This window comes from Vibrio sp. B1-2 (assembly GCF_963888445.1).
GTDB classification, from domain to species: Bacteria; Pseudomonadota; Gammaproteobacteria; order Enterobacterales; family Vibrionaceae; genus Vibrio; species Vibrio anguillarum.
Map to the genome: position 1 here is coordinate 113,801 of NZ_CAWPJH010000042.1, position 26,742 is coordinate 140,542.

Annotated in this window: 19 protein-coding genes and 1 pseudogene; 11 read left to right on the forward strand and 9 right to left on the reverse strand. The window is 45.4% G+C overall.

Annotated elements, in window-relative coordinates; genetic code table 11:
* Positions 1–87: 87 nt before the first annotated feature.
* Positions 88–1,218 carry a catabolite repressor/activator gene (cra, locus tag AACQ75_RS15300; RefSeq protein ID WP_170888980.1) on the reverse strand — a complete coding sequence of 377 codons (1,131 nt, stop codon included), beginning with the start codon at positions 1,216–1,218 and terminating at the stop codon, positions 88–90.
* A 227-nt stretch (positions 1,219–1,445) separates the two neighbouring features.
* On the opposite strand from cra, the gene fruB reads away from it, so the two are divergent.
* The 5 genes and pseudogenes from fruB to AACQ75_RS15325 all read left to right on the forward strand — a co-directional run.
* On the forward strand, positions 1,446–2,588 hold the full coding sequence (gene fruB, locus AACQ75_RS15305) for a fused PTS fructose transporter subunit IIA/HPr protein (protein ID WP_170888981.1): 1,143 nt from the start codon (positions 1,446–1,448) through the stop codon (positions 2,586–2,588).
* Positions 2,589–2,598: 10 nt separating this feature from the next.
* Positions 2,599–3,552 carry a 1-phosphofructokinase gene (pfkB, locus tag AACQ75_RS15310; protein WP_013868484.1) on the forward strand — a complete coding sequence of 318 codons (954 nt, stop codon included), beginning with the start codon at positions 2,599–2,601 and terminating at the stop codon, positions 3,550–3,552.
* Positions 3,553–3,570: 18 nt separating this feature from the next.
* Positions 3,571–5,313 carry a PTS fructose transporter subunit IIBC gene (gene fruA, locus AACQ75_RS15315; RefSeq protein WP_170888982.1) on the forward strand — a complete coding sequence of 581 codons (1,743 nt, stop codon included), beginning with the start codon at positions 3,571–3,573 and terminating at the stop codon, positions 5,311–5,313.
* Positions 5,314–5,885: 572 nt separating this feature from the next.
* Positions 5,886–6,569, forward strand: a complete 684-nt coding sequence (locus AACQ75_RS15320) for a DedA family protein (RefSeq protein ID WP_029189833.1) — start codon at positions 5,886–5,888, stop codon at positions 6,567–6,569.
* Positions 6,570–6,972: 403 nt separating this feature from the next.
* A pseudogene (locus AACQ75_RS15325) lies at positions 6,973–9,390 on the forward strand (M16 family metallopeptidase); the annotation flags it as partial.
* Positions 9,391–9,465: 75 nt separating this feature from the next.
* Here AACQ75_RS15325 and AACQ75_RS15330 read toward each other — a convergent pair.
* The 4 genes from AACQ75_RS15330 to AACQ75_RS15345 form a co-directional block, all read right to left on the reverse strand.
* Positions 9,466–10,560, reverse strand: a complete 1,095-nt coding sequence (locus AACQ75_RS15330; RefSeq protein WP_176429692.1) for a S1 family peptidase — start codon at positions 10,558–10,560, stop codon at positions 9,466–9,468.
* A 128-nt stretch (positions 10,561–10,688) separates the two neighbouring features.
* Positions 10,689–11,672 (reverse strand): trypsin-like serine protease, encoded by a 984-nt coding sequence (locus AACQ75_RS15335; protein WP_170888984.1) that lies wholly within the window; start codon positions 11,670–11,672, stop codon positions 10,689–10,691.
* A gap of 77 nt (positions 11,673–11,749) precedes the next feature.
* Positions 11,750–12,883 (reverse strand): glycine cleavage system aminomethyltransferase GcvT, encoded by a 1,134-nt coding sequence (gene gcvT / locus AACQ75_RS15340; RefSeq protein ID WP_170888985.1) that lies wholly within the window; start codon positions 12,881–12,883, stop codon positions 11,750–11,752.
* A 291-nt stretch (positions 12,884–13,174) separates the two neighbouring features.
* A complete protein-coding gene (locus tag AACQ75_RS15345; RefSeq protein ID WP_010320321.1) occupies positions 13,175–13,798 on the reverse strand; it encodes a helix-turn-helix domain-containing protein in 624 nt (207 codons plus the stop codon).
* 397 nt (positions 13,799–14,195) lie between these two features.
* On the opposite strand from AACQ75_RS15345, the gene AACQ75_RS15350 reads away from it, so the two are divergent.
* From AACQ75_RS15350 to gcvP, 3 genes are all read left to right on the forward strand, one after another.
* Positions 14,196–15,503: a serine hydroxymethyltransferase gene (locus tag AACQ75_RS15350; protein WP_088729426.1), complete on the forward strand. Its 1,308-nt coding sequence runs from the start codon at positions 14,196–14,198 to the stop codon at positions 15,501–15,503.
* Between the two features lie 57 nt (positions 15,504–15,560).
* On the forward strand, positions 15,561–15,941 hold the full coding sequence (gene gcvH, locus AACQ75_RS15355) for a glycine cleavage system protein GcvH (RefSeq protein WP_013868476.1): 381 nt from the start codon (positions 15,561–15,563) through the stop codon (positions 15,939–15,941).
* 81 nt (positions 15,942–16,022) lie between these two features.
* Positions 16,023–18,902: an aminomethyl-transferring glycine dehydrogenase gene (gene gcvP, locus AACQ75_RS15360; protein WP_170888986.1), complete on the forward strand. Its 2,880-nt coding sequence runs from the start codon at positions 16,023–16,025 to the stop codon at positions 18,900–18,902.
* 215 nt (positions 18,903–19,117) lie between these two features.
* Here the strand turns inward: gcvP and AACQ75_RS15365 are convergent, their stop codons facing one another.
* On the reverse strand, positions 19,118–19,753 hold the full coding sequence (locus AACQ75_RS15365) for a LysE family translocator (RefSeq protein WP_170888987.1): 636 nt from the start codon (positions 19,751–19,753) through the stop codon (positions 19,118–19,120).
* Positions 19,754–19,831: 78 nt separating this feature from the next.
* Positions 19,832–20,542: a type 1 glutamine amidotransferase gene (locus AACQ75_RS15370; RefSeq protein ID WP_094165532.1), complete on the reverse strand. Its 711-nt coding sequence runs from the start codon at positions 20,540–20,542 to the stop codon at positions 19,832–19,834.
* A gap of 106 nt (positions 20,543–20,648) precedes the next feature.
* Here AACQ75_RS15370 and AACQ75_RS15375 point away from each other — a divergent pair, with 106 nt between their 5' ends.
* From AACQ75_RS15375 to AACQ75_RS15385, 3 genes are all read left to right on the forward strand, one after another.
* The gene (locus AACQ75_RS15375) at positions 20,649–21,419 is read left to right on the forward strand and encodes a helix-turn-helix transcriptional regulator (protein ID WP_094165533.1); all 771 of its coding nucleotides are present in this window, start codon (positions 20,649–20,651) and stop codon (positions 21,417–21,419) included.
* A 422-nt stretch (positions 21,420–21,841) separates the two neighbouring features.
* Entirely contained in the window at positions 21,842–22,564 is a 723-nt protein-coding gene (locus tag AACQ75_RS15380) for a ParB-like protein (RefSeq protein ID WP_170888988.1), read from the forward strand.
* A 266-nt stretch (positions 22,565–22,830) separates the two neighbouring features.
* Positions 22,831–23,655, forward strand: coding sequence for a TerC family protein (locus AACQ75_RS15385; RefSeq protein ID WP_017048214.1), 825 nt, complete (start codon positions 22,831–22,833; stop codon positions 23,653–23,655).
* Between the two features lie 67 nt (positions 23,656–23,722).
* Here AACQ75_RS15385 and AACQ75_RS15390 read toward each other — a convergent pair whose 3' ends face one another.
* Both AACQ75_RS15390 and AACQ75_RS15395 read right to left on the reverse strand, forming a co-directional pair.
* A complete protein-coding gene (locus AACQ75_RS15390; RefSeq protein ID WP_170888989.1) occupies positions 23,723–25,423 on the reverse strand; it encodes a methyl-accepting chemotaxis protein in 1,701 nt (566 codons plus the stop codon).
* Between the two features lie 404 nt (positions 25,424–25,827).
* Complete coding sequence (locus AACQ75_RS15395; RefSeq protein WP_170888990.1) at positions 25,828–26,679, reverse strand: helix-turn-helix domain-containing protein; 852 nt, start codon at positions 26,677–26,679, stop codon at positions 25,828–25,830.
* Positions 26,680–26,742 lie beyond the last annotated feature (63 nt).

Genomic DNA, 26,742 nt, shown 5'->3' on the forward strand with positions numbered 1-26,742 from the left:
AAAAGCGACGTAAGATCGAGAAAAACAGAGCTTAGGCTACGTGAATTTTCTTGATGACTTTATAAAAATTAAGCTAAAAAGTGACCATCAATGAATACGAACTTTCAGTTTACGAGGCACCAATTCGATCCCAGCTTGATAACGTTTTGCCGAAGCGTTGAGGGCCAAAGCAAGTGCGCTGTCGGCAATCAGTTCAAACTGCTGCGGCAGAGAGTTAATTTTAATCGGCAAGAAATCAAGTAGACGGTTGTCACCAAATGTCGATAACTTAACCTGATTCATTAAACTTGGGTTTTCAAACAGTACATCTAAAATCCCTTCAAGCAGAGTGTAAGAAGTCGCGACGATCGCATCTGGCATACTGTTATTGGCGATCCATTCATTCACCACTCGTTTGCCCTCTTCTCGATTAAAGTGCGCGCCATAACCGATAACACTGTGCACAGTTTTCGCTCTTAACGCGGCTTCAAAACCCAACTGGCGCTCTTGCGAAATATTGAGCTCTGGTAATGCACCGACCAAACCAACGGTTTTAATCTCCGGCGTTAATAGAGAGTGAGTCAATTCAAACGCGGCGTTGAAATCTTCACTGATCACACAGGCGAAAAATTCATCATCTAACGGGCGGTCAATCGCAATAACCGGAGTACCTGAATGTTGCAACTTGAGATAAAACTCACTGGCGTGAGGAATCGCGCTGGCAACAAACAGTGCATCGATGCGGCGTGAGACCAAGGCATCCACCACCGACATTTCGGTATGCGGGTCATCGTCCGAACAGGCGATGAGAATTTGGTAACCCGCTTGACGAGAGTTCTGCTCTAACAATTTAGCAAGACGCGCGTAACTGGTGTTCTCAAGATCAGGGATGATGAGCCCAAAAGAGCGGCTATTTCCTGCTCGCAAAGCAGAAGCGGCATGATCGGGACGGTAATTATGAGCATCCACCACGGCCATCACTTTCTGCTGGGTTTTTTCACTAATGCGGTACTTCTGCGCTTTGCCATTGATTACATAACTGGCGGTGGTTTTAGAGACTCCCGCTAACTTCGCTATCTCATCTAGTGTCATATCAACCACTCTTGTTCTGTGCGTCGGATCATAGAACTCATTTTTTGATCCTTGATGAAGTTGAATTATACGCTGAATCGATTCAGTATAAAAGCTGAAAGGATTCAGCAAAATTACAAAATGATAACTAAGGCTACATTTGACCATCACTTCATCGATGTAAAGATGACCAAATGTGAGTGTTATAAAAAAATGAGCAGTGTGAGTAATAAATTGAACAGCGCCATTTTTCGTCAAAAATAGGTTTGCTGAATTTTTTTGGGAAAAAAGCTGAAACGATTCAGCTTGAATAAGTCATATTAATAAACTATCACTTAGGTGAAATCCATACTTCAAAGTGATAACGAATTAAGCCGTAAGGCAAAGAGGCCAAAATGCTGCAACTCAATTCCAACAATATTACTTTGGGCCAATCACCCACGAACAAGCAAGAGGCGATTCGAGCTATCGCAGCGGATCTAACCAACAAAGGGTTCGTCGAAGCAGGTTATGTCGATGGCATGCTTAACCGTGAAGCTCAGAATTCGACCTTTCTTAGTAATGGTATCGCGATCCCACACGGTACAACCGATACACGTCAACTGGTTAAGCAAACGGGTGTTGCTGTTCACCACTTCCCCAACGGCGTTGACTGGGGTAACGACGCAACCGTTTATGTCGCGATTGGTATTGCAGCGAAATCCGATGAACATTTGGGCATTCTGAAGCAACTGACGCAAGTGTTGTCCGCCGATGGCGTTGAAGAGAAACTGAAACAAGCGTCCAGTGCCAATGATGTGATTGCACTCCTCAATGGCGAAGTGCAATTTGAGCCTGATTTTGATGCTTCGTTGATCCAACTGCTTTTCCCTGCCAGTGATATGGTACAGATGAGCGCCGTCGCTGGCGGTTTGCTACGCAATACCGGCTGTGCTGACAATGAATTTGTTGCCGAACTGGTCACGAAAGAGCCAACCCACCTAGGCAAGGGATTGTGGTTAATCAGCAGTGACAAAGCGGTCAAACGCACGGGCATTTCGTTTGTGTCAACCGCCAATGCGTGTGAATACAATCAACTCAACGTCAAAGCCTTGATCGCGATTGCCGCTTGTAATAATGCCCACCAAAACATTCTGGATAAGCTCACGCAGCTTGTGCTTCAGCAACAACAAGAAACCTTGCTCAATGCGAATGCTGCCCAATTATTGGCTTTCTTCAGCAATGACAATGAGCAAACTCCAGCAAATGATGAGAGCGCAGCAAGCAAGGTTGCGATATTCAAAATCAAAAACGCACATGGTCTGCACGCTCGTCCAGGAGCGATGTTGGTGGCCGAAGCGAAGAAATTTGAAGCCAATATCAAAGTGTCTAACTTAGATGGCGACGGAAAAACAGCTAATGCGAAAAGCCTGATGAAAGTCATTGCGCTGGGCGTAAAACATGGCCACCAGCTGCAATTTTCAGCTGAGGGGCCAGACGCCGAGCAAGCATTAGAATCGATCGGTAAAGCGATTGCTTCTGGTCTAGGTGAAGGGTGAGGATTAAGCCATGACAAATAAAGTCGTCACTATCACGCTCAACCCAGCGCTTGATTTAACAGGTAGCTTGGATGTGCTGAATGTTGGCTCAGTGAGCCTAGTCAAACAAGGCTCGCTTCACGCCGCAGGTAAAGGGGTTAATGTTGCGAAAGTACTGAGCGATCTCGGTGCAAAGGTGACTGTGACCGGATTTCTTGGCCGTGATAACCAAGAGTTGTTCTGTCAGCTATTTGATCAGATGGCCGCAATTGATGAGTTTGTTCGTGTTGATGGTGCAACCCGTATTAACGTGAAATTGGTGGAGCAATCGGGTGAAGTGAGCGACATCAATTTCCCCGGAGTTGAAGTGACGCCGCTTGCCATTGAGCAGTTTGAACGCACTCTCGAGAGATTAGCCGCTGATCACGACTATTTTGTGCTCGCTGGCAGCTTGCCACAGGGCATCTCCCCAGCATTATGTGCTTCGTGGATCGAAAAACTGCACTCCATGGGTAAAAAAGTGCTGTTTGATAGCAGTCGTGATGCCCTCAAAGCGGGTCTTGACGCAAAGCCTTGGTTGATTAAACCAAACGATGAAGAGCTTTCTCAGTTTGTGGGGCGTGAACTACACACTCCTGAGCAATGCCAAGCTGCCGCCGCGCAACTGGCCGAAAAAGGCATTGAAAATATCGTGGTGTCGATGGGAGCAAATGGCGTGATGTGGTTGAACCAACATCAATGGCTGCATGCAAAACCACCACGTATGCAGGTCGTTAGCACTGTTGGCGCAGGCGATACTTTAGTCGCGGGCCTTTGCTGGGGACACATGCAGCAGATGGAAAAAACAGAACTGCTTACTTTTGCCACCGCCCTCTCTGCGTTAGCTGTTACGCAAGTCGGCGTGGGTATGTCAAACCGAAAACAACTCGAAACCCTACAACAACAAATCCAATTACAACCCGTTAGCTTAAGCGCTAACTCATAAGGACAGAAGGTCGTAACTATGAAGATTGCTATTATTACCGCATGCCCCAGTGGTATTGCAAACAGCATCATTGCTGCCGGGCTGCTTGAACAAGCGGCAAAATCGCTCAATTGGACCGCTGTGGTTGAATACCATTCCAGCATCATTCAAGGCCATACGCTCTCTAGCAGTGAAATCGACAACGCAGATGTGGTGGTTATTGCTCGTAATACACCAATAGATACCACCCGCTTTATCGGCAAAAAAGTGTACCAAAGTGACATTTCAGCCTGCACGTCTGATCCCGTTGCTTTTTTAAACAGCGCGATAAATGCAGCGACTATCCTAACTGAGCAAGAGGCAAAAACGGTGTCTGCGCCAGTCGTAACGCAAGCCGCTAAAAAAATCGTGGCGATTACCGCTTGTCCAACGGGTGTTGCACACACCTTTATGGCGGCAGAAGCGCTAGAAAACCATGCAAAACGCCTTGGCCACCAGATCAAAGTAGAGACACGTGGTTCTGTGGGCGCGAAAAACCAACTCACGGCGCAAGAGATTGCTGATGCGGATTTGGTGATCATTGCGGCCGATATCGAAGTGCCACTTGATCGTTTCAACGGTAAAAAACTGTACAAAACCAGTACAGGTCTTGCACTGAAAAAAACCGAGCAAGAGATCACCAACGCGTTTAACCAAGCGTCTATTTATACGCAATCGTCAGCGTCTAATAACAATCAAACCGAAGAGAAAAAAGGGGTGTACAAGCACCTGATGACTGGGGTATCTCACATGCTTCCTGTCGTAGTCGCGGGTGGTTTGATCATCGCACTCTCTTTTGTGTTTGGTATTGAAGCGTTTAAAGAGCAAGGCACATTGGCGGCAGCGCTGATGACCATTGGTGGCGGTTCAGCCTTTGCATTAATGATCCCTGTCATGGCGGGTTTTATTGCGTTCTCGATTGCTGACCGTCCGGGGCTTGCTCCTGGTTTGATTGGCGGGATGTTGGCAAGCTCTACCGGAGCCGGTTTTCTTGGTGGTATTGTGGCCGGTTTCATTGCAGGTTACGCCGCTAAATTCATTGCAGATAAAGTCTCCTTACCTCAATCGATGGAAGCGCTAAAACCAATCCTCATCATTCCATTTGTGGCGAGTCTCTTTACTGGCTTGGTGATGATTTACATCGTCGGTGGCCCTGTATCGAGCATCATGGCTGCAATGACTGAGTTCTTAAACAACATGGGCTCAGCCAACGCCGTACTTCTGGGTGTAATCCTAGGCGCGATGATGTGCTTTGACTTAGGTGGGCCGATTAATAAAGCAGCGTATACCTTTGGTGTTGGTCTACTTGCTTCGCAAACTTACGCACCAATGGCCGCTATTATGGCTGCGGGTATGGTGCCAGCGTTAGGTATGGGCCTTGCGACTTTCCTTGCCAGAGACAAATTCGAAGCCGGTGAACGTGAAGCGGGTAAAGCCTCATTTGTACTAGGTTTATGCTTTATCTCTGAAGGGGCAATTCCATTTGCAGCGAAAGATCCAATGCGCGTTATCCCAGCTTGTATGGCAGGCGGCGCGTTAACGGGTGCACTGTCTATGCTGTTTGGCGCGAAATTAATGGCTCCGCACGGCGGCTTATTTGTCCTACTGATCCCAAATGCGATTACACCTGTACTGATGTACCTAATCGCGATTGCGGCTGGTACGGCGGTGACTGGCTTTGGTTACGCCTTCCTTAAAAACCGCGCAAAAGCGAGCGAGAGCTCAACTGCGGCAGCAATATAATTTGCATCATTAATATTTAACTATCATGAGTGAGCAGCAGCGCTGCTCACTTTTTCACGCTTTTCCAGGGCTAAAATTCCTTTACACGCACCGCTGACACGCCGCATACTCACCCTCAGTTTAAGTAGCCTCGCGATAGTTATGATCCAATCATTGATGTTTGCCTTCTTGTTTAGCTTATTGAGCCTGTTCTCCTCGCTCAACCTCAATGCTACACAAAGCTTTTCGGCGAGTGAGTCTACGACAATCCAGCATGTTCATTTTTCCAGTCATACATTTTTTGTTGATCGTGATGCAGCGATATTAACCACAAGGCATGAATCGCCACGAGTCAGTGGGCTTCGGTTAATCTCAGATGACGACGAAGAGACGAGCGCAGAAACTACCCTACTTTTTTACACTCTCAGTACCACTGCGCTTGTCGTCATTTGTTCTCTGTATATAGGTCAATCAACTCACGTTTTTGTGCGTAAAGCACTGCAATTTTCCAACCTGTATTCACGCTTCGCCCACGCTTAACACCTTTTTCAATCGGACCAATTATTACTATTTACTGATTGAGGAAGCTTGTTATGAATACTTTTTTGTCTATTTTTTCTGCCTTATGGCATCAAGATCTGTTTGCGCTACAACAGGTCGATCTGTCGTTACTTTACCTCTGCATTGGATTACTTATCTTCGTTGAAAGTGCATTTATTCCAGCAGCGCCGCTGCCTTGCGATAGTGTGATTGTACTGTGTGGTAGCCTTGCGGCCGTTGGGGTACTCAACCTTTATGCTATTATTGGCGTGCTGGTTTTTGCTGGTTGGCTGGGCAGTGCGATCGCCTTTTATCAAGGCCACCAACTTAAAGAGTGGCGATTAGTCTCAACTTGGCTCAACAAAGTCTCAGAAAAACAGTGGCGCACTACCGATAACTTGATCCAAAGGTATGGGCTACTGGCCATGTTCATGGGGCGCTTTCTGCCGGTAGTTCGTTCTTTGCTGCCTATGGTAATGGGGCTGCGTAATGCAGTAACACCAACACGCTTCCTGCTCGTCTCACCACTGAGCGCGCTGGCGTGGATTCTGTTTTTGGTCGGCTCAGGCTTAGGTATTTCTCTTTTGCCCGATAAGCTTGCCAAAATAGCCAATCATGCGTTGATATTAGCACCACTGATGACACTGTTGATCGCTATCTCAACGGTACTGGTGGGTTGGTTAATGCGTAAACGTTCACTGCAAAAAGCCCCTCGTATCAGTGAAGAAAACCAGTAGATCACCGAACTAATCTCTCAGCAGTGTGAAGCTAATGCTTCCACTGTTGAAGAAATTAGCCAGCCTCTGTTTTATGGTGCTAGCTGACGTGTTAGAGATATCCAATACAAAGGTGGGTAAACTATTCAAAACCTAACACTACCGTTACACAATGTAATTAATAACATTCATTGTTACGAAAAAATTGAAACTTCTTTCTCAAAACCTGAGTTGACAGTCACATTCCCCAAAATAATTCAAACCTCATGACGTATATTGCCACCAAATACATGTCGAGGTTGTTATGAAAATATATCGTCTACTATTCGTTAGTTGCTTATTTCTGTTGGGATGTGCTTCAAATCAAGCGTTCACTCCGATCAAAGAAGATCCCTATTGGGCGAGCGCCGAGCTGGCCAATGGCATGAAATACCACATTTATCCCAATCAAAAAGAACCCGTTTCCATCCGCTTGATTGTTCACGCAGCCGCATTTCAAGAAAACAATCAGCAACAGGGCTACGCTCATTTTCTTGAGCATATGGCTTTTAATGGCAGCGCTCATTATGCCGGAAATGATGCGATCAAAACCTTTGAGCAATCAGGTGTCAGTTTTGGCCCTGACATCAATGCTTATACTGCTTATCAAGAAACGGTTTACAAACTGGATTTACCCGATAACCAAGCGGTAGAGCCAGCTCTAGTCTGGTTTAGAGATATTGCCGATGGTATAGAGCTTACTCCCACATCGGTTGAAAATGAAAAACGCGTGATCATGGGTGAGTTTCGTTTTTCACGTAAAGAGGAGAAGAGCTACGCTCAAAACGTTTATGAGCACATGATTGCTAATACTTTATATACGCAGCATGATCCCTTGGGCACCAAAGAGAGCGTGAACCAAGCGACCCCCGAAGGGATTGCCGATTTTTACCGCACTTGGTATCAGCCACAACTCACCGAAATCGTTATCGCTGGCAATATCACATTAGAGCAAGCCACGGCATTGATAGAAAAACATTTCGCGAGCTGGGAAAAAGGCAGCACGCCAATGCCGACTAGAAATCACAGCATTACGGCCAATAATACAGATTTTGTGGGTTACATTGGTGCCAATGACTCACCGAACATTAGCCTATTCATCGACCGTGGCGAGCAAAAAATAGCCAGCCGTGAACAACAAGCCCAGTGGTGGCTCGATGATATCGCCCAGCAACTGATACAACAGCGGTTATCCAGCAATTTTAGTGACGCCAACCTTCCGGCACTTTGGATTTATTCCCAAACTATCCCGTTTGAAACCCAGCGCTATTCGTTTGCAGAGGTCGGGTTTCCAGTGGACTCAAGAGAAGCATCGCAAAATCTCTTCTTCTCCACACTTGCTGCACTGCGTGATCATGGTGTGAGTGAGCAAGAGTTTCAGGCGATTTTCCGTCAGTATCAAGAGATGCTAGCGAACTTCGATAACAATTGGCAAAAAGCCACCGCGATAGATTTAGTCGAAGAAAAAACGCTGGCGAGCACGTTAGATCAACCGATCCAGTCACATTTAGACCGACGTTCGACGTTAACCGAATTTATCTCGACCACCAACAATGCCATACTCGATGAACACCTTCGCAAATTATTGTCTAGCGACTACCAGATCAATATTGGGTTGGATAAAAGTGAAGACAAAGAATCCGTCGTCGCGACACTGCCAACACTCAAAACCCTGTTTGCCCAAAAAGGGCAGCCACCGCTATTGCAAGAGGTCAATCAAGCTTTTGTAACACCTACGCAGATAGGTGCTATTTTGTCGGAATCTCAACCTCAAGAGCCGATGGATATCACCACTTGGATGCTAAGTAACGGTGTTGAAGTGTGGTATCGCAGAGACATTAACGCAGGGGAAAAAGTGTATGCCTCTTTGGCAAGCCTTGGTGGTAAAGCAAGCTTAGAGCCCGATTTGCGTAAAGCTTCTGAAGTGCTTATTCCGAGTGCCATACGCGGTGGAATTGGTAACTTTAGCGGCTCTCAGTTGGATAATCACCTGAGAAGACACGGCATCATATTGAATCCCTACATCGACTTTACGTCGCATGGTATCAGCCTTGAATCATCTAAAGATGAGTTAGCCGAAGCGTTTGCGGCCCTTTATACGGCGATGACAGCCATCAACATCGACGACAGCCATCTGCAGTTAACAAAACAAGAGTTTAAGCAAAATCGTGATTCTTTTCTTCGCTCACCCATTGGCCAGATGGCGCTCGCCATTAATCGCAATAGCTATCTGCCGGACACCACTCATTGGTTATACGAAGGATCGGACATCAATACGGTGAGTGTTGAGCAACTGATGCAAACCCATGATGATCTCTTTAAGAAAAATAGAGGCTTTAAACTCTTTATTACCGCAGACATTAAACCTGCCGAACTGAAACCGCTATTGCGTACCTATGTAGCGTCATTAACCTTCAGCTCTGCACCTGAGGTCGATTATCGCATTGATTATCGCGCAGACTTTCAGCCTCGAATCGACATGGCGATCAACGATGAAAAAAGCAGTGCCTATCTTGCCAGAGTGATCAGTAACGACCCGGAACACAAATCGGCTACTACTATCTTCATGGATGATATGTTGTGGCGTGTGGCAAACCGCCGCATGGTGAGTCAGGTGCGTGAACAGCTAGGGTTGGATTACGCTCCCAATGCTTTTTCGGTTTCAGCCGATAGTGAACCACATAACGATTGGCTATTTAGCGTGGATATTTCATCCAATGATGTCGATACCGCAGAGCAAGCCATTGATAAGCTGATTGACGGTTTATCCGTCGAAATAACGGAAGAGGAAACGCTCACCGCAGCAAAACAGTTGATTGCCGATCTCAAACCACTCAAAGACGACCCCAAGCAGATGAATTGGTTTATTCAACGTTATTCACTGCACGGGTACGGCATCGATGCGTTGTTTAACATAGAGCAAACGGCAAACCGAATCACCGCACAAGAGATGACGTTGAGAGCCAAGCAAATTTTTAATCACCACAACAGACGAACCAAAATTATTATGCGCCCGAAAGCGAAATAACAGCAGTAGAGTCAACCCTAGGATACTCAAACTGCCACCGCTCTCCTCTTGAGGGGCAACAGTTTGAGTATCAATCAGAACACGTACCCCATTTTGAGTGGCAACATAATATTTAGGCGCCTCTGCCCCTGTAAGAACGCGCTGAATCCAGCTCTGATAATCATAAAGCTCCGTAAATACCGAGGTGATCGGTTGGTTAGTATCGCCACATAGTGAAGGCCCAAAGCTGGTTAAACCAATTTGAATGTATTGCGAGCCATTAAACCAATAGACAGGCCCACCGGAATCGCCAGAACAGGTGGAGTTTTTATATGCACCGCTTACCGCACCATCAAAACAGATCTGCTTTGAGGTCAGTGCCGAGCCATAAAAAGCGCTACAGACGGCATTACTAACAAAAGTGAGGGTCGTTTCTTGCAACTGCTTATTAGCATTCGGGACATTACCCGCCACGTAGCCATGCCCAATCGCTTTGTAATTATTGCCAGCAGGGTAATCATTATTTAACTGAGTATTGAGTAGCGCAGAATAGTCCGCCACATTGAGCGGTGTTTCGAGCTTGATAATCGCAATGTCATCACGCCAGAGTGCGCTGGACGAATTGATGTAAGTACTGGGGTAATAAAAAGCCGCCGCGCGCGATATCTGAATATTCCCGTAGGGGAAATCGGCCACATTATCCAACTGAGGCACTACCACTGTGTAAAGCATGGTATCTTTTTTACCGTAGATACAATGAGCTGCCGTCAAAATAAACTGTGAATTGATAATACTCGCCCCACAAAAACTGTTGGTACTATACTGAGCGCTGCTTTGATATAAAAGGCTAGCAAAAGAAGGGTAAGTGGCACTGCTGGTATCCGAACCATTCACAATGTAAGGCTGGAAATCAACCGCATAAGCATTTGCTGATAGCATCGCACTGAACAGTATCCATTTGTACATCCATCACCTCGTCACTCATCTAGAAAGATACGCGTGTATCACTTTCAAGTTTAGCGCCCTAAGTGGAACCTGCTCAAAAAAGGCAATAAAAAAGCGACCTAAACAGGTCGCTCGAGATCAATAAGGGTTCAACGTCTACGAATGAAGCGGATAAACATCAGCAGTAAAGACCACCAGCCGAATGAACCACCACTGTCAGAAGGTGGGTTTAAATAAGCTTGGCGTTTCGCTTCTGTTGCGACAAATTTTGGTGGTTCAGAACCAAGCAGAACACTCTCTATCCAAGTAGAATAGTCAAGGATTTCCGTAAATACCGATGGAGCAGTAACCAGTGGGTCTCCACACTTGGTATTTGGCCCGAAGCTGGTTATACCAACTTGGATATAGTTACCGCCAATATGCCAAAATAACGGCCCCCCAGAATCGCCCTGACAGGTTGCATTTTGCAGCCCCGTAGAACCTATCGCCCCTTCCATGCATAAATTAGTGTCCGGTACACCAGTCCCATAATGACAAGAACTGTTAGGTACATAGGTTAACTCTGTTTGTTGTAGAGACGTTTTAGTATCGAGGTTAGAAGAGGTATTACCATGCCCAACGGCAATAAAGGTTTCACTTGATGAACGATAAGTGCTATCAGAATTTGCGGTAGGCCGCGTTAAGTAGTCAGCAGACGACACCATTGTCAAAGGTGTTTCAAGCTTGAGGATCGCAATATCATCCAATAAAGTGGTGTTGTTATAAGTTGATGGGTAATAGATCTCCGCCACTCGCGCTTTTTCTAATATGTTGTATGGAAAGTTTGTTTCAATTTGCAGCTTAGGTACAACAGAGGTGAAAAGCTGATTTGCACTATTACCATAAACACAGTGCGCAGCCGTCAATACGTATTGGTTATTGAGCAACGAAGCACCGCAATAGCTTCCTCTTCCATACGAACCGTTATAATCAATTTGATCAAAAAACAAGCTCGCTATAGAAGGAAACTCCGTCACGCTTGCATCCGTACCGTTTACTATGTAGGGCTGAGCATCAACGGCGAACACATTGCCAGAGACGGCGAGCGAAGATAAAAGTACTACCCATTTGTTCATCATGTCATTCCTTATCACTTTGAACCCAGATAGTACTTAATCCGTTATCGATATGAAACATCTTTAAATGCGCTTTTATTACATTTTATGATGCTTTAGCCGCGATAATAACGCTGAGCCACAAACGGCATTTTCTCAACCACCATAGGCAGCATTTTTCCGCGCACATCAGCAAAAATTTCTGTGCCTATCGCTGATAAATCAGCTCGGATATAGGCCATAGACACGGGCTTGCCAGCCGTCGGTCCCGCTGTACCACTGGTCACTACGCCTATATGCTGGCCATCGGCATCAAATAGCTCAGTGCCTTCACGTACTGGCGCTTTAGTTAAACCCACTAAACCTACACGTTTACGTGCAACATCTTTGCTTTCGATCTGCCCAAGAATAATGTCTGCACCCGGAAAACCACCCGCACGCTCACCTTCAGCACGACGCACTTTGCTTATCGCCCATAACAAGCTCGCTTCAACTGGCGTTGTGGTGGTATCAAGATCATGCCCGTAAAGACATAAACCACACTCTAAACGCAGTGAATCGCGCGCGCCCAGACCAATCCATTCCACTTCTTCATAAGAGGTCAGTTTACGCGCCAATGATTCGGCCTGCTCTGCTGGTACAGAAATTTCATAACCATCTTCACCGGTATAACCACTTCGGCTGACAATGCATTGAGCACCGTCGATGTCCATTAGCTGAATATCCATAAAGTGCATCGTCATCACTTGTGGTTGCAGGCGAGCTAACACTTCAGCGGCTTTTGGCCCTTGCAGCGCTAACAGCGCGCGATCGTCAATGACTTCGAGCTCAACACCTTGTGGCAAATGTGCTTGTAGATGCGTGATATCTTGTGCTTTACAAGCCGCATTAACCACAACAAACAGATGATCATCAAGGTTAGCAACCATCAAGTCATCCATGATGCCACCTTGTGCATTGGTGAAAAAGGCGTAACGCTGCTTGCCTGCTGGTAAGTCAATAATATCGACCGGAACCAATGACTCCAATGCTTGCGCGGCATTGGCTCCATGCAAACGAAGTTGGCCCATATGCGAAACATCAAACAAACCAGCCGCCTCGCGAGTATGCAAATGCTCTTTCTTTACCCCTAATGGGTACTGAACGGGCATGTCATAGCCAGCAAATGGCACCATTTTCGCTCCAACTTCGATGTGCAGCGCATGTAAAGGAGTAGTGAGTAATGTTTGATTTGCATGTTCTTGAGTCATTTTTATCTCCATTTCAGCCGACCCAGCAGGGAATTCACCACCAAATTTTGGCTATTATGTCCAAAGAAGAGGAAACCATGTTTCCAATAGTGAACAAGAATGCGCCCGTTCGGACGGATTAACAAGTTCAAAACAAGATGAATTGTCAAATTTAACAACCCAGTCACAATTAAAAGTCGCGAGATGCTTACCATCGCCTGAGCTAAAAGTGATTAAAAGCACACTGTAGAAGGTAAAACCAACAAATAGCAAACGATTGCTGTCACTATAAGAAACTTCGCGTTTTCACACTCATTTTGCCGTAACCCACAAAATCAATGCATCCTCTTCGCTGACAGAGACCAGCATGTGCCCCATGTTAGCGTCGTAATAAACGCTATCACCTTCCGCCAATCGAACCGGTTCATAAAATTCGCTATAGAACAAAACTTCACCCGTGAGGATCAACAAAAACTCCTCACCATCGTGACGAACCCAGTCACTGTACTCTTCAAATGCACGAGCTCGCACTCGGCTTTTAAACGGCATCATTTTCTTATTAGAGAGCTGCGTGGCGAGCAATTCATGCTCGTAAGTTGGGGTGGGATGCGGTTTGCCCTGACCAATACGAGAAATATCCCTACGACCTGTTGCCACAATTTTCTTTGGTGGCTCAAATAGTTGAGGCATATCTATCTGCAATCCATGAGCGAGTTTTTGCATCGCTTGGTAGGTTGGAGAAATCTGTTCGTTTTCGATTTTACTCAATGTAGATCGAGCTAATCCTGTCCGCTGACTCGCCTCTTCTAGCGTAATCCCAAGCTTAGAGCGGATCTCTTTAATACGTTGCCCAAGCTTAAGCGGCTCGATCGTTTGTTCACCAGTTTCCTTGGCCAAGGTCAACGATGGGTACTCATCATAAATGTCTTCAGACATGCTTTCCCTCGATTGTTATCTTCCTGATTTCGGCCATCATTGTGGCATAAAGCCAACGCAAGGTTAAAGAGGCTGCACGTAAATAAAACGTGCTCTTGCTTACAAAAAAAGAAACCATGTTTCCTATAGGAAATTTTTGATTGATTGTTTATAAGTCAAAGAGTATGTTACTGACTTGTTAGATAAAGAGATGCAGTTTACCACTTATTGTATTGCGGTTAGGGATTTAACAAGGTTTAAGTGGCTTTTCACCCCGTATTGTTGGGGTTGCAATCCAGTTTAAGGATAACTGACACTCTGCTTTGTTGTCGCCTAACGGCTTAACGATAAGGCAGCCACTAAAAAGGAATGACGGAATGTTTAGCCAATCCGTCGGATTATTGGAAGGTCATCTACCATGAATGCCAACGTGAACAAAAGTTACCCCAACCACTGCCTTGAGAGCTTTTTCTCAACCAACCTTGCTGCCACTGATGATGCTGTCTTTGCGGGTATTCAAGCCGAATACGTGCGCCAAAATGAACAAATTGAGCTGATCGCCTCAGAAAACATCGTTTCAAAAGCCGTTATGCAAGCGCAAGGTACTTGTCTCACCAATAAATATGCAGAAGGCTACCCCGGCCGTCGCTATTACGGTGGTTGCGAACACGTTGATACCGTCGAAACCATTGCGATTGAACGTGCAAAATCCCTATTCCATTGTCAATACGCCAACGTGCAGCCGCATTCAGGCGCACAAGCTAATGGCGCGGTGATGCTGGCTTTACTGCAACCGGGTGACACGATTTTAGGTATGTCTCTGGATGCCGGAGGCCACCTCACTCATGGCGCTCGGCCTGCTCTCTCTGGTAAGTGGTTTAATGCTATTCAATATGGTGTCGATAGCACGACCTTAGAAATCAATTATGATGATGTACGCAGCCTCGCGTTAGAGCATCAACCAAAAATGATCATTGCGGGCGGCTCTGCCATTCCTCGGGTGATTGATTTTGCCAAATTCCGAACCATTGCTGATGAAGTGGGCGCGCTCTTAATGGTCGATATGGCGCATATTGCCGGGTTAGTCGCCACTGGTGCTCACCCAAGCCCATTGCCGCATGCCCACGTTGTCACGACCACCACACATAAAACCTTGCGCGGCCCACGAGGCGGTATGGTTTTGACCAACAGCGAAGAGATCAGCAAAAAAATTAACTCGGCGGTTTTCCCCGGCCTGCAAGGTGGCCCGTTAATGCACGTAATTGCGGCCAAAGCGGTAGCACTAGGCGAAGCGTTAGGCCCTGAGTTTCATCGTTATATTGATTCGGTGATCGATAACGCAAAAGTTCTCGCCGAAGTATTGCAAACTCGCGGTTGTGACATTGTGACTGGCGGGACTGACACTCATCTCATGCTTGTTGATCTTCGCCCTAAAGGGCTGAAGGGGAATATCGCCGAACAAGCATTAGAGCGTGCAGGAATCACATGTAACAAAAATGGCATCCCATTTGATACCGAGAAGCCTATGATTACTTCGGGTATTCGTTTAGGTACGCCAGCTGGAACCAGCCGTGGTTTTGGTCGTGAAGAATTCAAACTCATCGGTGAGTGGATTGGCGATGTTCTCGATGGCCTTGTTGTGAGCCCAGAAGGAAACAGTGATGTTGAGCAACGTGTGCGCAAACAAGTTAAAGCGCTGTGCCAACGCTTCCCACTCTACCAATAGCCTTTTTAAATTAAACACAAGTTCAAATCAATACGATACTTTTTTGGAGATAAAGCAATGGACAATACACTGAAGTTTGCAGATAGCCACGAGTGGGTGCGCGACAACGGTGACGGCACAGTGACCATCGGTATTTCTGAGCATGCGCAAGAGATGCTTGGTGACGTCGTGTTTGTTGACCTACCTGAAGTAGATACAGAAATTGATGCTGGAGACAGTTTTTCTCTAGTTGAATCTGTCAAAGCCGCTTCAGATATTTACGCACCGATTACAGGTGTCATCGTTGAAATCAACGAAGAGTTAGAAGATAGCCCAGAACTCATCAACGAAGAACCGTATGAAGGTGGCTGGATTGTGAAAGTGAAGATGTCTGATGCTTCTGAACTCGACAATCTAAAAAATGCAGAAGAGTACCAAAACTCTATCGAAGAAGATTAATTAGCCCATCACGGATCAAAGCTGCCCAGCATGGGCGGCTTTTTTTTAAGGTCGCACACGATCTTTGAAAAGGTAAAGGAAATGACTGAATTACTTCACAGCCCACTGCTTAGCCAGTTAAGTACCGAAAATGAGTTTGTTGCACGCCACAACGGACCCAACCCAGCCGATCAACAAAAAATGCTCAACGCGATTAACGCCGAAAGTTTAGCCGCGTTAATCGAACAAACCGTTCCTGCGCAAATTCGTTTAGAAAGCCCAATGTCTCTTGCTGCGCCTAAAAGCGAAGCCGATATGCTCAGCGCGATAAAAGTATTTGCCAATCAAAACCAGATTAAACGCACGTTCATTGGTCAAGGTTACTACAACACCTTCACGCCGAACGTCATTTTGCGTAACGTACTGGAAAATCCGGGCTGGTATACGGCTTACACGCCCTACCAGCCAGAAATCTCTCAAGGTCGTTTGGAGTCGCTGCTTAACTACCAACAAATGGTGATGGATTTAACAGCAATGGATATTGCCAACGCGTCGCTGCTCGATGAAGCAACGGCCGCTGGCGAAGCAATGACACTGTGTAAACGCGCAGGAAAAAGCAAAAGTAACGTCTTTTTTGTGGCGGACGATGTTCATCCACAAACCATTGAAGTGGTAAAAACTCGCGCTGAATTTATCGGTTTTGAGGTACAAATCGGCGCACTCGACTCATTGCCTGAGCAAGATGTGTTTGGCGCGCTGCTGCAATACCCAAGCACCACAGGTGAAGTGCGTGATTTAAGCGATCTCATTGCTAAAGCGCAAGCCAATAAAATCTTGGTCACTGTTGCCACGGATTTACTGGCCAGCACCTTGCTGAAACCAGCAGGTGAAATGGGCGCGGATGTCGTGATTGGCTCAGCTCAACGTTTCGGTGTCCCTATGGGTTACGGCGGCCCACACGCCGCCTTTATGGCCACGCGTGAAGCGCACAAACGCACTATGCCCGGCCGCGTGATCGGAGTGTCGATTGACGCTAAAGGTAACCCAGCACTGCGCATGGCAATGCAAACTCGCGAGCAGCACATTCGCCGCGAAAAAGCGACCTCGAACATCTGTACCGCGCAAGCTCTGCTGGCTAATATGGCATCGTTTTATGCGGTCTATCATGGCGCAGAAGGGTTGCGCACCATTGCGCGCCGTACTCATCATATGACAGCAATTCTAGCGGCAGGCTTAACTCAAGCGGGCTACGAATTGGTGCATAACAGCTTCTTTGACACGATTACCTTAAAGAGTGCCGCTCAAACTCAAGCTCTGTACGCAAAAGCGCAGCAAGCCGACATCAACTTACGCCGATTTGATGACCAATTAGGCATCAGTTTGGATGAAACCACCACCACCGCTGATCTTGAAACCCTGTTTGCGGTTTTCGATATTAAGCAATCGGTAAGCGCGCTGTCGGCAGAAATTGCCGCCAACGAATTTGCAGCGATTCCAGAACACTGCCGTCGTCAATCTCGCTTCCTAACGCATCCTGTGTTCAACACCTATCACAGTGAAACGCAAATGATGCGTTATTTGAAAAAACTTGAGAATAAAGACTTTTCATTAACTCACGGCATGATCCCGCTTGGCAGTTGCACCATGAAACTGAACGCCGCAGCCGAGATGATCCCTGTCACTTGGCCTGAATTTGGTTCAATCCACCCATTTGCACCGAAAGAGCAAGCCGCAGGTTACGCCGCTCTCGCTAAGGATTTAAAAGAAAAGCTCTGTGAAATCACAGGCTATGATGCCTTCTCGCTACAACCAAATTCCGGTGCTTCTGGCGAATATGCAGGACTTGTAGCGATTCAGCGCTACCACAAAAGCCGTGGTGAAGGGCACCGTAACGTCTGCTTAATTCCGAGCTCAGCACACGGTACCAACCCTGCAACCGCTTCAATGGTTTCGATGAAAGTAGTGGTCGTGAAATGTGATAATAACGGCAACGTTGATATCGCAGACCTCGCAGACAAAATTGAGAAGCATAAAGAGAACCTCTCTAGCATCATGATCACTTATCCTTCAACGCACGGCGTTTACGAGGAACAAGTTAAAGAAGTGTGTAACATGGTTCACGCCGCGGGCGGCCAAGTTTACCTTGATGGTGCCAACATGAACGCGCAAGTTGGTTTAACCAATCCGGGCTTTATTGGCTCTGATGTTTCTCACCTCAACCTGCACAAAACATTCTGTATTCCTCATGGCGGTGGCGGCCCAGGTATGGGACCGATTGGTGTAAAATCTCACCTAGCGCCTTTCCTACCGGGACATATTGAAGGGGGAGTTGAAGGCAGCGATCACGCCGTATCTGCGGCCGATTTAGGCAGCGCTTCTATTTTACCTATCTCATGGGCTTATATTGCCATGATGGGTGCAGAAGGCTTAACCACGGCTACTCAAGTCGCTATTTTAAATGCTAACTATGTGATGGAAAGACTGCGCCCACACTACCCTATTCTTTACCGTGGTAGTAACGGCCGCGTAGCGCACGAATGCATTATTGACATTCGTCCGCTTAAAGAAGCGACAGGTATCAGCGAAGAAGACATTGCTAAACGTTTGATGGATTACGGTTTCCACGCACCGACGATGTCCTTCCCTGTTGCTGGTACCTTGATGATTGAACCAACCGAATCGGAAGACTTAGCCGAATTGGATCGCTTCTGCGAGGCGATGATTGCGATTCGCGCCGAAATGGAGAAAGTTCAATCAGGCGAATGGCCATTAGCCGACAACCCGTTAGTGAATGCGCCGCATACACAATCGGATCTCGCAAGTGAAGCATGGGCTCATCCATATTCTCGTGAAACGGCTTGCTTCCCATCCGCTCATACTAAGGCATCAAAATACTGGCCAACCGTGAGCCGCGTCGATAACGTATACGGTGACCGTAACCTTGTCTGCTCATGCCCAAGTATCGATAACTACCAAGAGTAGGTGCTGATGTTGATGGCTCGTCGTCACAGCTTATGATCATCTTTTAGATTGTGACTGACTTTGTTATCAATATTCAATAATAAAGGCGAACTGAGAAGTTCGCCTTTTTGTTATGCTGTAAAACGATTTTTGGACATTTGTGAGCTATCGGTTTTGCTAAATTAGTATTTTATGCATTACTTAAAGTATAGCAAAGTGCTCATTAGTAACATTTATTAGCGACTGATGATTAATTTCAATCCTAATCCTCCCATTACTGACCCAGACAAATAATCAATAAATTTTTTAAATTTTAAATACGCTTGACGAGGGCGTGAAGCAGATAAAACTAAAGCAGCAATAAGATACCATCCTGCATTACTCAAAAATGTACAGATTGGAACCGCAATAAAGAAATACATAGGTATGTTTTGCGGAAGCAGTGTTGTAAATACGCTGGCAAATACGATGGCTGTTTTTGGATTACTGAGTTGGATTCCTAAACCTAATAAGTACGAACGAAATAAGGGAATGTCTTGGCATCGAGTAGCATCTATGGTCTGTAACGGAATTAGAGCTGATCTCACAATTCCAAATGCCAAAAACAAGAGATAGCATCCGCCTGCAATTTTAAATATTAAATAGCTTACCGGAATCAGGCTAAAAATTGTTTGTAATCCGAGTAAGGCGGCAACCGATAGAACTAAAGCACCTGTCCCCATACCTAACGCGGTAAAAATCCCATGCCGTCTTGAAAGTGAAATTGCTCGTCTGGCAACAAAGATAAAGCTGGGACCCGGACTCATAGCGCCGAGAGTAAGCGCTCCAGTGATTGCCAATATTGGCATGTATGTTTGCAAATCAATGTCCATGTGTTTGCTCACTAACTATCTATAAAAAACCAGCTCAATGAGCCGATGATAAAATAAAAAGCAACCAGAAACTTAACTTTATGCTTGATAGGCTTTCGCTAGTTTATCCAAAAATTCGTGTAGCTTTTGGTTCATCTCATCATAGTCATGATTCATTAGTACTTCAGGGGCATCAACGAAACGATAGTTTGCTGCCTTGCTGAGATCATCATTTTCGATCAGCAACGCTACAACATCTTTAGTCAATTCCATATGACACTGAAAACCAAACACCAAATCGCTATAAGCAACGATTTGTCGAGGACAGCCTTCACTGTACGCGACAATTTTGGCGTCTGGAGTCAGTCCCGGCATGTCGTTGTGCCAATGGCCCACTTCCAGAACGGAGCCAAAATGGTCAAACAGTGGATGGGTACTGCCGTCTTTGGTTAGCGTGATAGGGAACTTACCAATTTCGCGTTCAGGGCTATGCGCATAGTGAGCACCTAATGCTTCACCAATGAGTTGAGATCCCAAACAAATACCAAGTACTACTTTTCCTGCATCAATCGCTTTTGTTATTACTGCCTGTTCACCTTTGGTATCGAAATGAGCACATTGCTCGATGGTGGTCACAGGATCTTGTGGGCCGCCCATGACAATCAGAAAATCAATATCATCTACTTTTTCCGGAAGAGAGTCACCGTCATAAACCCGAGAGTAAGTCGTTGTATAGCCGCGAGCTTTGGCCCAAGACTCATAAGCTCCCGGAGCTTCAAAATGTTCATGGATGATAAAGTGAATGTGCATCATTTGGCCCTTTTGTTTTTTGATAACAATTGAATGATGATGTTATATCAAAACAAACTGGCGTAATTTATAATAACTGACAATTAATGTAGATAAGCCGCCATTTATGCAAGCTAACAATTTAATCAGAGATTTTCCAGATAAACAATTTATAACTAAAACGACTATCATGGCCTCTGGTTATATTGATGATTTCCATTCACATCCATGGCACCAAATCGTCTTCCCACGCCAAGGTTTGTTACAATCAGACATTAGTGATAAAAGTGGAATAGTCCCTCACAATGGTATGCTCTTTATCCCCGCCAATACCATTCATAAGTCTGTTGCAATTACAGACACACAATTTTTAGCGATTTACCTCAACCCTAACAAACATGTGCAGTATGGAAGTGAGCCTAAATCCTGTCAGGTAAACTTCTTCCTCAAAGAGTTGATATTGCTTTTGTTTGAAAGTGATACGCTTTCACAGCCGGAATCCAACTTGGCACATTTGTTAACGGTCTTACGAGATCAGATCGAGGCAGCAAAAAGTTATGAAATACCACTTCTCATCCCTACGGACAAACGCCTTTTATCTATTTTTCTACAGCTTAAACAGCAACCTGACTTACCGTTTACGTTAAAAGAATGGGCAAAAAAAGTCGGAGCATCTGAGCGCACATTGTCCAGATTATGTGCGAAAGAGTTCTCTCAATCATTTGCTCTGTGGCGACAAAATATAAGGCTGGTTTTATCTCTGCCATTATTAAGCTCGGAAATGAGCATACAGGAAGTTGCTATGGAGTTGGGGTACGCATCTGATTCATCCTATGTACAGGCTTTTAAAAAGCTGTTCAATCAGACACCAAGAAAATACCGCACTGCAAACCTATAAACGAATACAGACTCTCTAATACACGGATTACACCACTTTTGGGATTATTTTTAGTATAGCAAAATCAAGAACCATCTCTGATGCACTATCTGAGACGAAACTCACTTTGGGGCAAAAGTGTGTTGACGGCTCGCTAATCACTCTACTCTGAAACACACTCCAAATGGTAAACGTTAATGCATTCATTCAAAGTTATAACTTTACACCTTCACTGTAACCCTATGATTTTTTATTAAACTATATACCGACATACCGACTGATAAATTCTCCAACACCTTATCGATGTTTTCTGTACCGCTAGGCTTCAAACTCCTACAATGCAAGGCAGAGGATCGGTGAAGGCTAAACTTTCACTTTTACATATTGAATACTCAACAATGCATTTGATTGCATTGGTACCGTCATCATTCAAAAGGAATAGTATGTTGAGCAAAGGATGGATATTGCTTGCCGCCGCAATCATCAGTCAGGGAGCATGGGCACTCGCTCCTTGCGGGACAGACAGTGGCATCGGGGACTGGTGCAACCTAGATATTAATCAGCTACACCCCACTCAGGCCGGGGTTGGTCAACAACAAGTTGATAAAACACAAGCCAAACTGGCGACAAAAAGCCCAGCACAACTTAAAAAGTACATGAAAAAGAAAAAGATCCCGGTAATCGTAGATGCTGATGGCCAGTATTGGTTGGTTGACCGACATCATCTGACTAAGGCGCTTTGGCAGCAAGGTGTGAAAGAGGTGACCGTCCACATCCTTGCTCACCTCGACAACAAGGAGAGTTTTTGGCAAGACATGCAAGGCAACCACTGGACATGGCTGCGCGATGAAAAAGGAGCCCCGCTAACTCCCGATCAATTACCTTCACACATAAGTAAGCTACCCGACTACCCCTACCGCTCTTTGGCAGGTGAACTACAAGATGCAGGTTATTACAGCAAGCATGAACAGGTTTATTTTGTTGAGTTTGCTTGGGCTAGCTGGCTTGGGGAGCAAATGAATTGGGTGCCAGTCAATGCGAGTACGCTCCCAGAACGACTCGAACAAGCGGCACAACTGGCATGTAGCTCAGCAGCTAAGGCTCTGCCTGGTTACCCCGGAGAGCAGTGTTCAACTATGCGCCACCTCATCAACACGACAAACTAAGGTTCTATCGCAAAGCGCGATTTAAATAAGACTCATCATTTTGAAGATAAAATTAGCCTGCGAGCGAACAAATCACTCGCAGGGCGTTGTTCGATAAGATGAATATGTATTTTGTTACAAATCGCCCTCTTGTCTTGTGGTTCAGTCAATGATTTACTGTCGCTTCCTTAGCAACAGAGGCTTTTATTGACAATGGACGACCCCTTCAGGCGACCAATATTTACTGATCCCCCCCTTCACCGTGCCCCCTTATTTAAGGAGGCCACATGTTAGAACTCTTCCTACTACCCGAAACTTGGGCGATATTTGCCACACTGCTTGCTTTAGAAGTGGTTCTTGGCGTTGATAATGTAGTGTTCATTTCCGTCTTATGTGAACGACTCCCCGTTCAGCAGCGGCCGCTTGCGCGTAACTTAGGCATTTTGTTAGCGGTTACCGCTCGGATTGGTTTGGTTTTTTCTATCAGTTGGCTGATGTCGTTAACTGCACCGATAGTCGTTTGGTTTAGCAACGAATTATCTGGACGAGATTTTATCCTCATCTTCGGCGGTGCTTTTCTGTTATTCAAAGCAGCAAAAGAGTTGTGGAACTGGCTGATGCCTGATGAGCATTCACATACGACGACAGTAAGTGCTGGCCTTGCGGTCGTATTACTGCAAATTGTCGCGGTTGACGCGGTATTTTCCATGGATTCGGTAATCACTGCGGTGGGTCTAACTAACGACATTCCTATCATGGTCGCGGCCATTTTAGCGTCTGCGGTGATCATGATATTAACCGCAGCGCGCATTAACGCCTTAGTCACCCGTTATCCGGGTTTTAAAACGCTGGCATTACTGTTTTTAATGATGCTGGGCGGTTTGTTAATCGCGGAAGGTGTTGAGCTGCACATCAATAAAGGCTACGTCTATTTTGCGATGGCGTTTGGTTTGGCAATGGAGATTTGTCATATTCAATGGGCGAAGAAACAAGCAATCCAGATTAAGCAGCTACGTCCTTTGAAGCTATATACGTCAAAGCTACATACATCAAAACCATATTCGTTAAAAAGACCCATGCCTTTACTAAGGTCAAAGTCCTCAGCGCATTGAAGAGATAATTAATATCAGAAGGGCGAACAGCAACCTCGCCCTTTCTTCTATCCGAATACTATTGACGTTAAGCTAATTTACGCACACTAAATTGGCTCATTAACGCTTTTAAATCATTGGCTTGCTGTGATAAATCATTACTAGCGTTAGCGGTTTCTTCCGTGCTCACTAATACTTTGTCGCCTGAATCACGAATACCTAACAAATTTTGGCTGACTTCTTCAGCACTCACGGCTTGTTGCTCGCTGGCGGAGGCGACTTGCAAGTTCGATTGCATCAGTTCGTCTAACGCTCCCGCTATCGAATAGAGCTGAGCTTTTGCACTATCGACGAGTGTTGATGATTCGCTGATCTGCTGGTCATTATCTTCTATCGATTTTGCAGCAATTTGAGCTTTATTCACCAACACTTGGATCAAACTGCTGATTTCATGAGTCGCTTCTTGGCTGCGAGACGCCAAAGCGCGCACTTCATCAGCCACAACCGCAAATCCTCTTCCTTGTTCACCCGCTCTTGCCGCTTCAATTGCAGCGTTGAGTGCCAACAAATTGGTTTGCTCTGAAATCGAATCAACTACTGAAACGAAATTCTGAATTTTATGTGTGCTGTCTTGTAACTCTAAGATCATTTTCTGTGAGTTAGCCGCGTTAATCACCAATTGATGGGAGATTTTTTGTGTCACATCTGTCGTTTCACAAGCCGCTTTAACGCTGTTATCTGCACGAGTAGTCGACTCCGCGGCACCTTCAGCATTACTCGCCACTTCTGTGATCGTTGATGCCATTTGCTCCATTGCAGCCGCAACTTGCTGAGTGCTCTCTTGCTGTACAAGCATCGCTTTACGGTTATTCTCTGCCAACACATTTAATTCCGTCACCAGCCCTGCAATGCTGTTTGCTCTTTGAATCACCTCACCAACGGTTTTACTCAACGAGTCCGCCATGGTGTTCATACTTTGCGTCAACTGGCCGATCTCATCTTTTGACTCTGGCACAATGTGCTGATCAAAATGACCATTTGCCATTTTCGCCGCTATATTTCTCACCTTTAGCACAGAGCGAACAATTTGACGGCTGAGTAACGTCCCCATCACAAGGCCAAGAATTATCGAAACGACAGCTAATGTTATTGTGCCCTGCAATGCTCTGTGTTCTTCATCTTCAGTAATAAGAATAGAGATTGCTGTTTTTTGCTCTAAATCGCGTAGAAAATGTTCAATTTCGGTATTAAATGCCTCTTGCATTTTTTCTAGCACGAGCACTTGTGGCGCAAGTTGTTCTACTGGCTCATTACTATTTAAGCGCTTGAGCAACTCAAACAAAGCCGCCTCATACTGATAGTAATGACTTTCTAACGCTTCAAATGTTTGATATCGGTTTTGGCTCTCTTGATCAACACCCTTCGCTTGACGATGCTTCTTTGCATCACTGAGTATTTGCTTCGCTTGTGCCAATTCAGACTCCAACACTTTTGCGATGCTTTCTGTCTTCTGAGTAAGGTCTTTCAGCGCTTGTGAGTTGCCTTCGACAGGAATTTTAGCCAGTCGAAAAGCCTTTTCTAACACGATCGAGCTTTCCAACTGTTTGATGGTGATATCCGACGTCAACCGGATTAAAGGGATACTTTCATCCGCGATTTCTTCAATTTCGAGCGCAATACGATTCATTTTTAAAGCGCTAAAACTTGCAACACCAACAATTAGGCACAGCATTAGCGTAATTAGCGAAATCATTTTTTGGGTAATCGATAAGTCTTTAATCCACTGCATAAATGCGCTCTCCAAACACAATCATTAAAGCCATTCGTTTATATGAATATTGTTATGCTGTTAAAGATAGTTTAGTAAAACCTAAAACACACTATTTCTAATACTAAGTAACTAGAGGTCATATCTGTTCAAGCGAGTAGAAAACTCTGCTTTTACTTATCAGTCAGTGTGTTAAAGAAAAAGCCCGAACGCTTGGGTTCAGGCTTTAAGATAGGGAACAAGGTCTACGGCGTTAGATGCGCTCTACACATTCACGAGCAATTACCAGCTCTTCATTGGTTAGGTTTATATTCGTATCGCATCTGCTAACAGGAATTTGGACAGAAGCGAGCTAGAATAATTACGTCAATACTTTCACTTTAAATTAAGTTCTGTAATGCGTTAGTGCCCATTGAATAGTTCCATCAGCCTAACTTTGATTTTGAACTAACACCACCATAGACATCAATCGTCAACCCTCGCTCTTTCTCATAAGTTTTAGGTGTAAAGCCAAGCTGTTTTTTAAGGTGGCGGATCAAGTGAGGTTGATCACTAAAACCAAATTTGAAGACAACTTCACCCCAATCTAGTTCAGTCGATTCACGTTGATAGAGATACTCTAGCATTGCTTCTAATCTATTCATCGACTGGCACTGTTTAAGGGTAAGCCCTGTGGTGCGTTGAAAGCTTCTTTCTAGGGTTCTTTGTGAACAATACAGTTTTTCACCCAGCTCAGATATCGTACTCTGGTCTAGATGTTTAAGTACATTGCGAGTGATTTTACTGTGCTGATCTTCGGTGCACTGTTCCAACCAAGGCGACAGCATCGTATCTAACTGCTCTACACACTGCTGTGGATTAGTTCGAGCCTGTTCAATCAGTTTGCTTTCATCCATACCTAATTGCTTGAACAATGTTGAGTCTTCCACTGACTCCACTTCATCTAGTGCCAAAGGATTGGCAGAAAAATCGGGTAAACAGTAAAGAGCGCCGACACGAAACTTGATACCAAGATGAACAAATGGCTTAGAGTGATCTAATTCAAAGGTCTGCCGATGTGGATAAAGCCAATGGCTGCCTTCTCCCTTCGCTATGCTCGGGTTCAGGTCATAAGAGTAGGCTTGATTGTGAGGTGAAAGAATCAAATGTGCCGATGGGTCAGGGTTGAGCTTTGGGAATTGATAAGTCTCTGAATCAGGGCACTTATCAATCAACCAATAGCATTCTACATATTGGGAAACACATGGTGAGTTTGGCGACTTTAGCCAATGGATCATAACCATTTCCGTTAGGTTTATTGATTAAGGGTACTATAAGTCAGATCGTCGTAAACAAAAATC

Excerpts from the sequence above, each read along its gene's own strand:
- cra (WP_170888980.1), bottom strand. The coding sequence starts at position 1,218 with ATGGTCAAATGTAGCCTTAGTTATCATTTTGTAATTTTGCTGAATCCT.
- fruB (WP_170888981.1), top strand. The coding sequence starts at position 1,446 with ATGCTGCAACTCAATTCCAACAATATTACTTTGGGCCAATCACCCACG.
- pfkB (WP_013868484.1), top strand. The coding sequence starts at position 2,599 with ATGACAAATAAAGTCGTCACTATCACGCTCAACCCAGCGCTTGATTTA.
- fruA (WP_170888982.1), top strand. The coding sequence starts at position 3,571 with ATGAAGATTGCTATTATTACCGCATGCCCCAGTGGTATTGCAAACAGC.
- AACQ75_RS15320 (WP_029189833.1), top strand. The coding sequence starts at position 5,886 with ATGAATACTTTTTTGTCTATTTTTTCTGCCTTATGGCATCAAGATCTG.
- AACQ75_RS15330 (WP_176429692.1), bottom strand. The coding sequence starts at position 10,560 with ATGTACAAATGGATACTGTTCAGTGCGATGCTATCAGCAAATGCTTAT.
- gcvT (WP_170888985.1), bottom strand. The coding sequence starts at position 12,883 with ATGACTCAAGAACATGCAAATCAAACATTACTCACTACTCCTTTACAT.
- AACQ75_RS15345 (WP_010320321.1), bottom strand. The coding sequence starts at position 13,798 with ATGTCTGAAGACATTTATGATGAGTACCCATCGTTGACCTTGGCCAAG.
- AACQ75_RS15350 (WP_088729426.1), top strand. The coding sequence starts at position 14,196 with ATGAATGCCAACGTGAACAAAAGTTACCCCAACCACTGCCTTGAGAGC.
- gcvH (WP_013868476.1), top strand. The coding sequence starts at position 15,561 with ATGGACAATACACTGAAGTTTGCAGATAGCCACGAGTGGGTGCGCGAC.
- gcvP (WP_170888986.1), top strand. The coding sequence starts at position 16,023 with ATGACTGAATTACTTCACAGCCCACTGCTTAGCCAGTTAAGTACCGAA.
- AACQ75_RS15365 (WP_170888987.1), bottom strand. The coding sequence starts at position 19,753 with ATGGACATTGATTTGCAAACATACATGCCAATATTGGCAATCACTGGA.
- AACQ75_RS15370 (WP_094165532.1), bottom strand. The coding sequence starts at position 20,542 with ATGCACATTCACTTTATCATCCATGAACATTTTGAAGCTCCGGGAGCT.
- AACQ75_RS15375 (WP_094165533.1), top strand. The coding sequence starts at position 20,649 with ATGCAAGCTAACAATTTAATCAGAGATTTTCCAGATAAACAATTTATA.
- AACQ75_RS15380 (WP_170888988.1), top strand. The coding sequence starts at position 21,842 with ATGTTGAGCAAAGGATGGATATTGCTTGCCGCCGCAATCATCAGTCAG.
- AACQ75_RS15385 (WP_017048214.1), top strand. The coding sequence starts at position 22,831 with ATGTTAGAACTCTTCCTACTACCCGAAACTTGGGCGATATTTGCCACA.
- AACQ75_RS15390 (WP_170888989.1), bottom strand. The coding sequence starts at position 25,423 with ATGCAGTGGATTAAAGACTTATCGATTACCCAAAAAATGATTTCGCTA.
- AACQ75_RS15395 (WP_170888990.1), bottom strand. The coding sequence starts at position 26,679 with ATGATCCATTGGCTAAAGTCGCCAAACTCACCATGTGTTTCCCAATAT.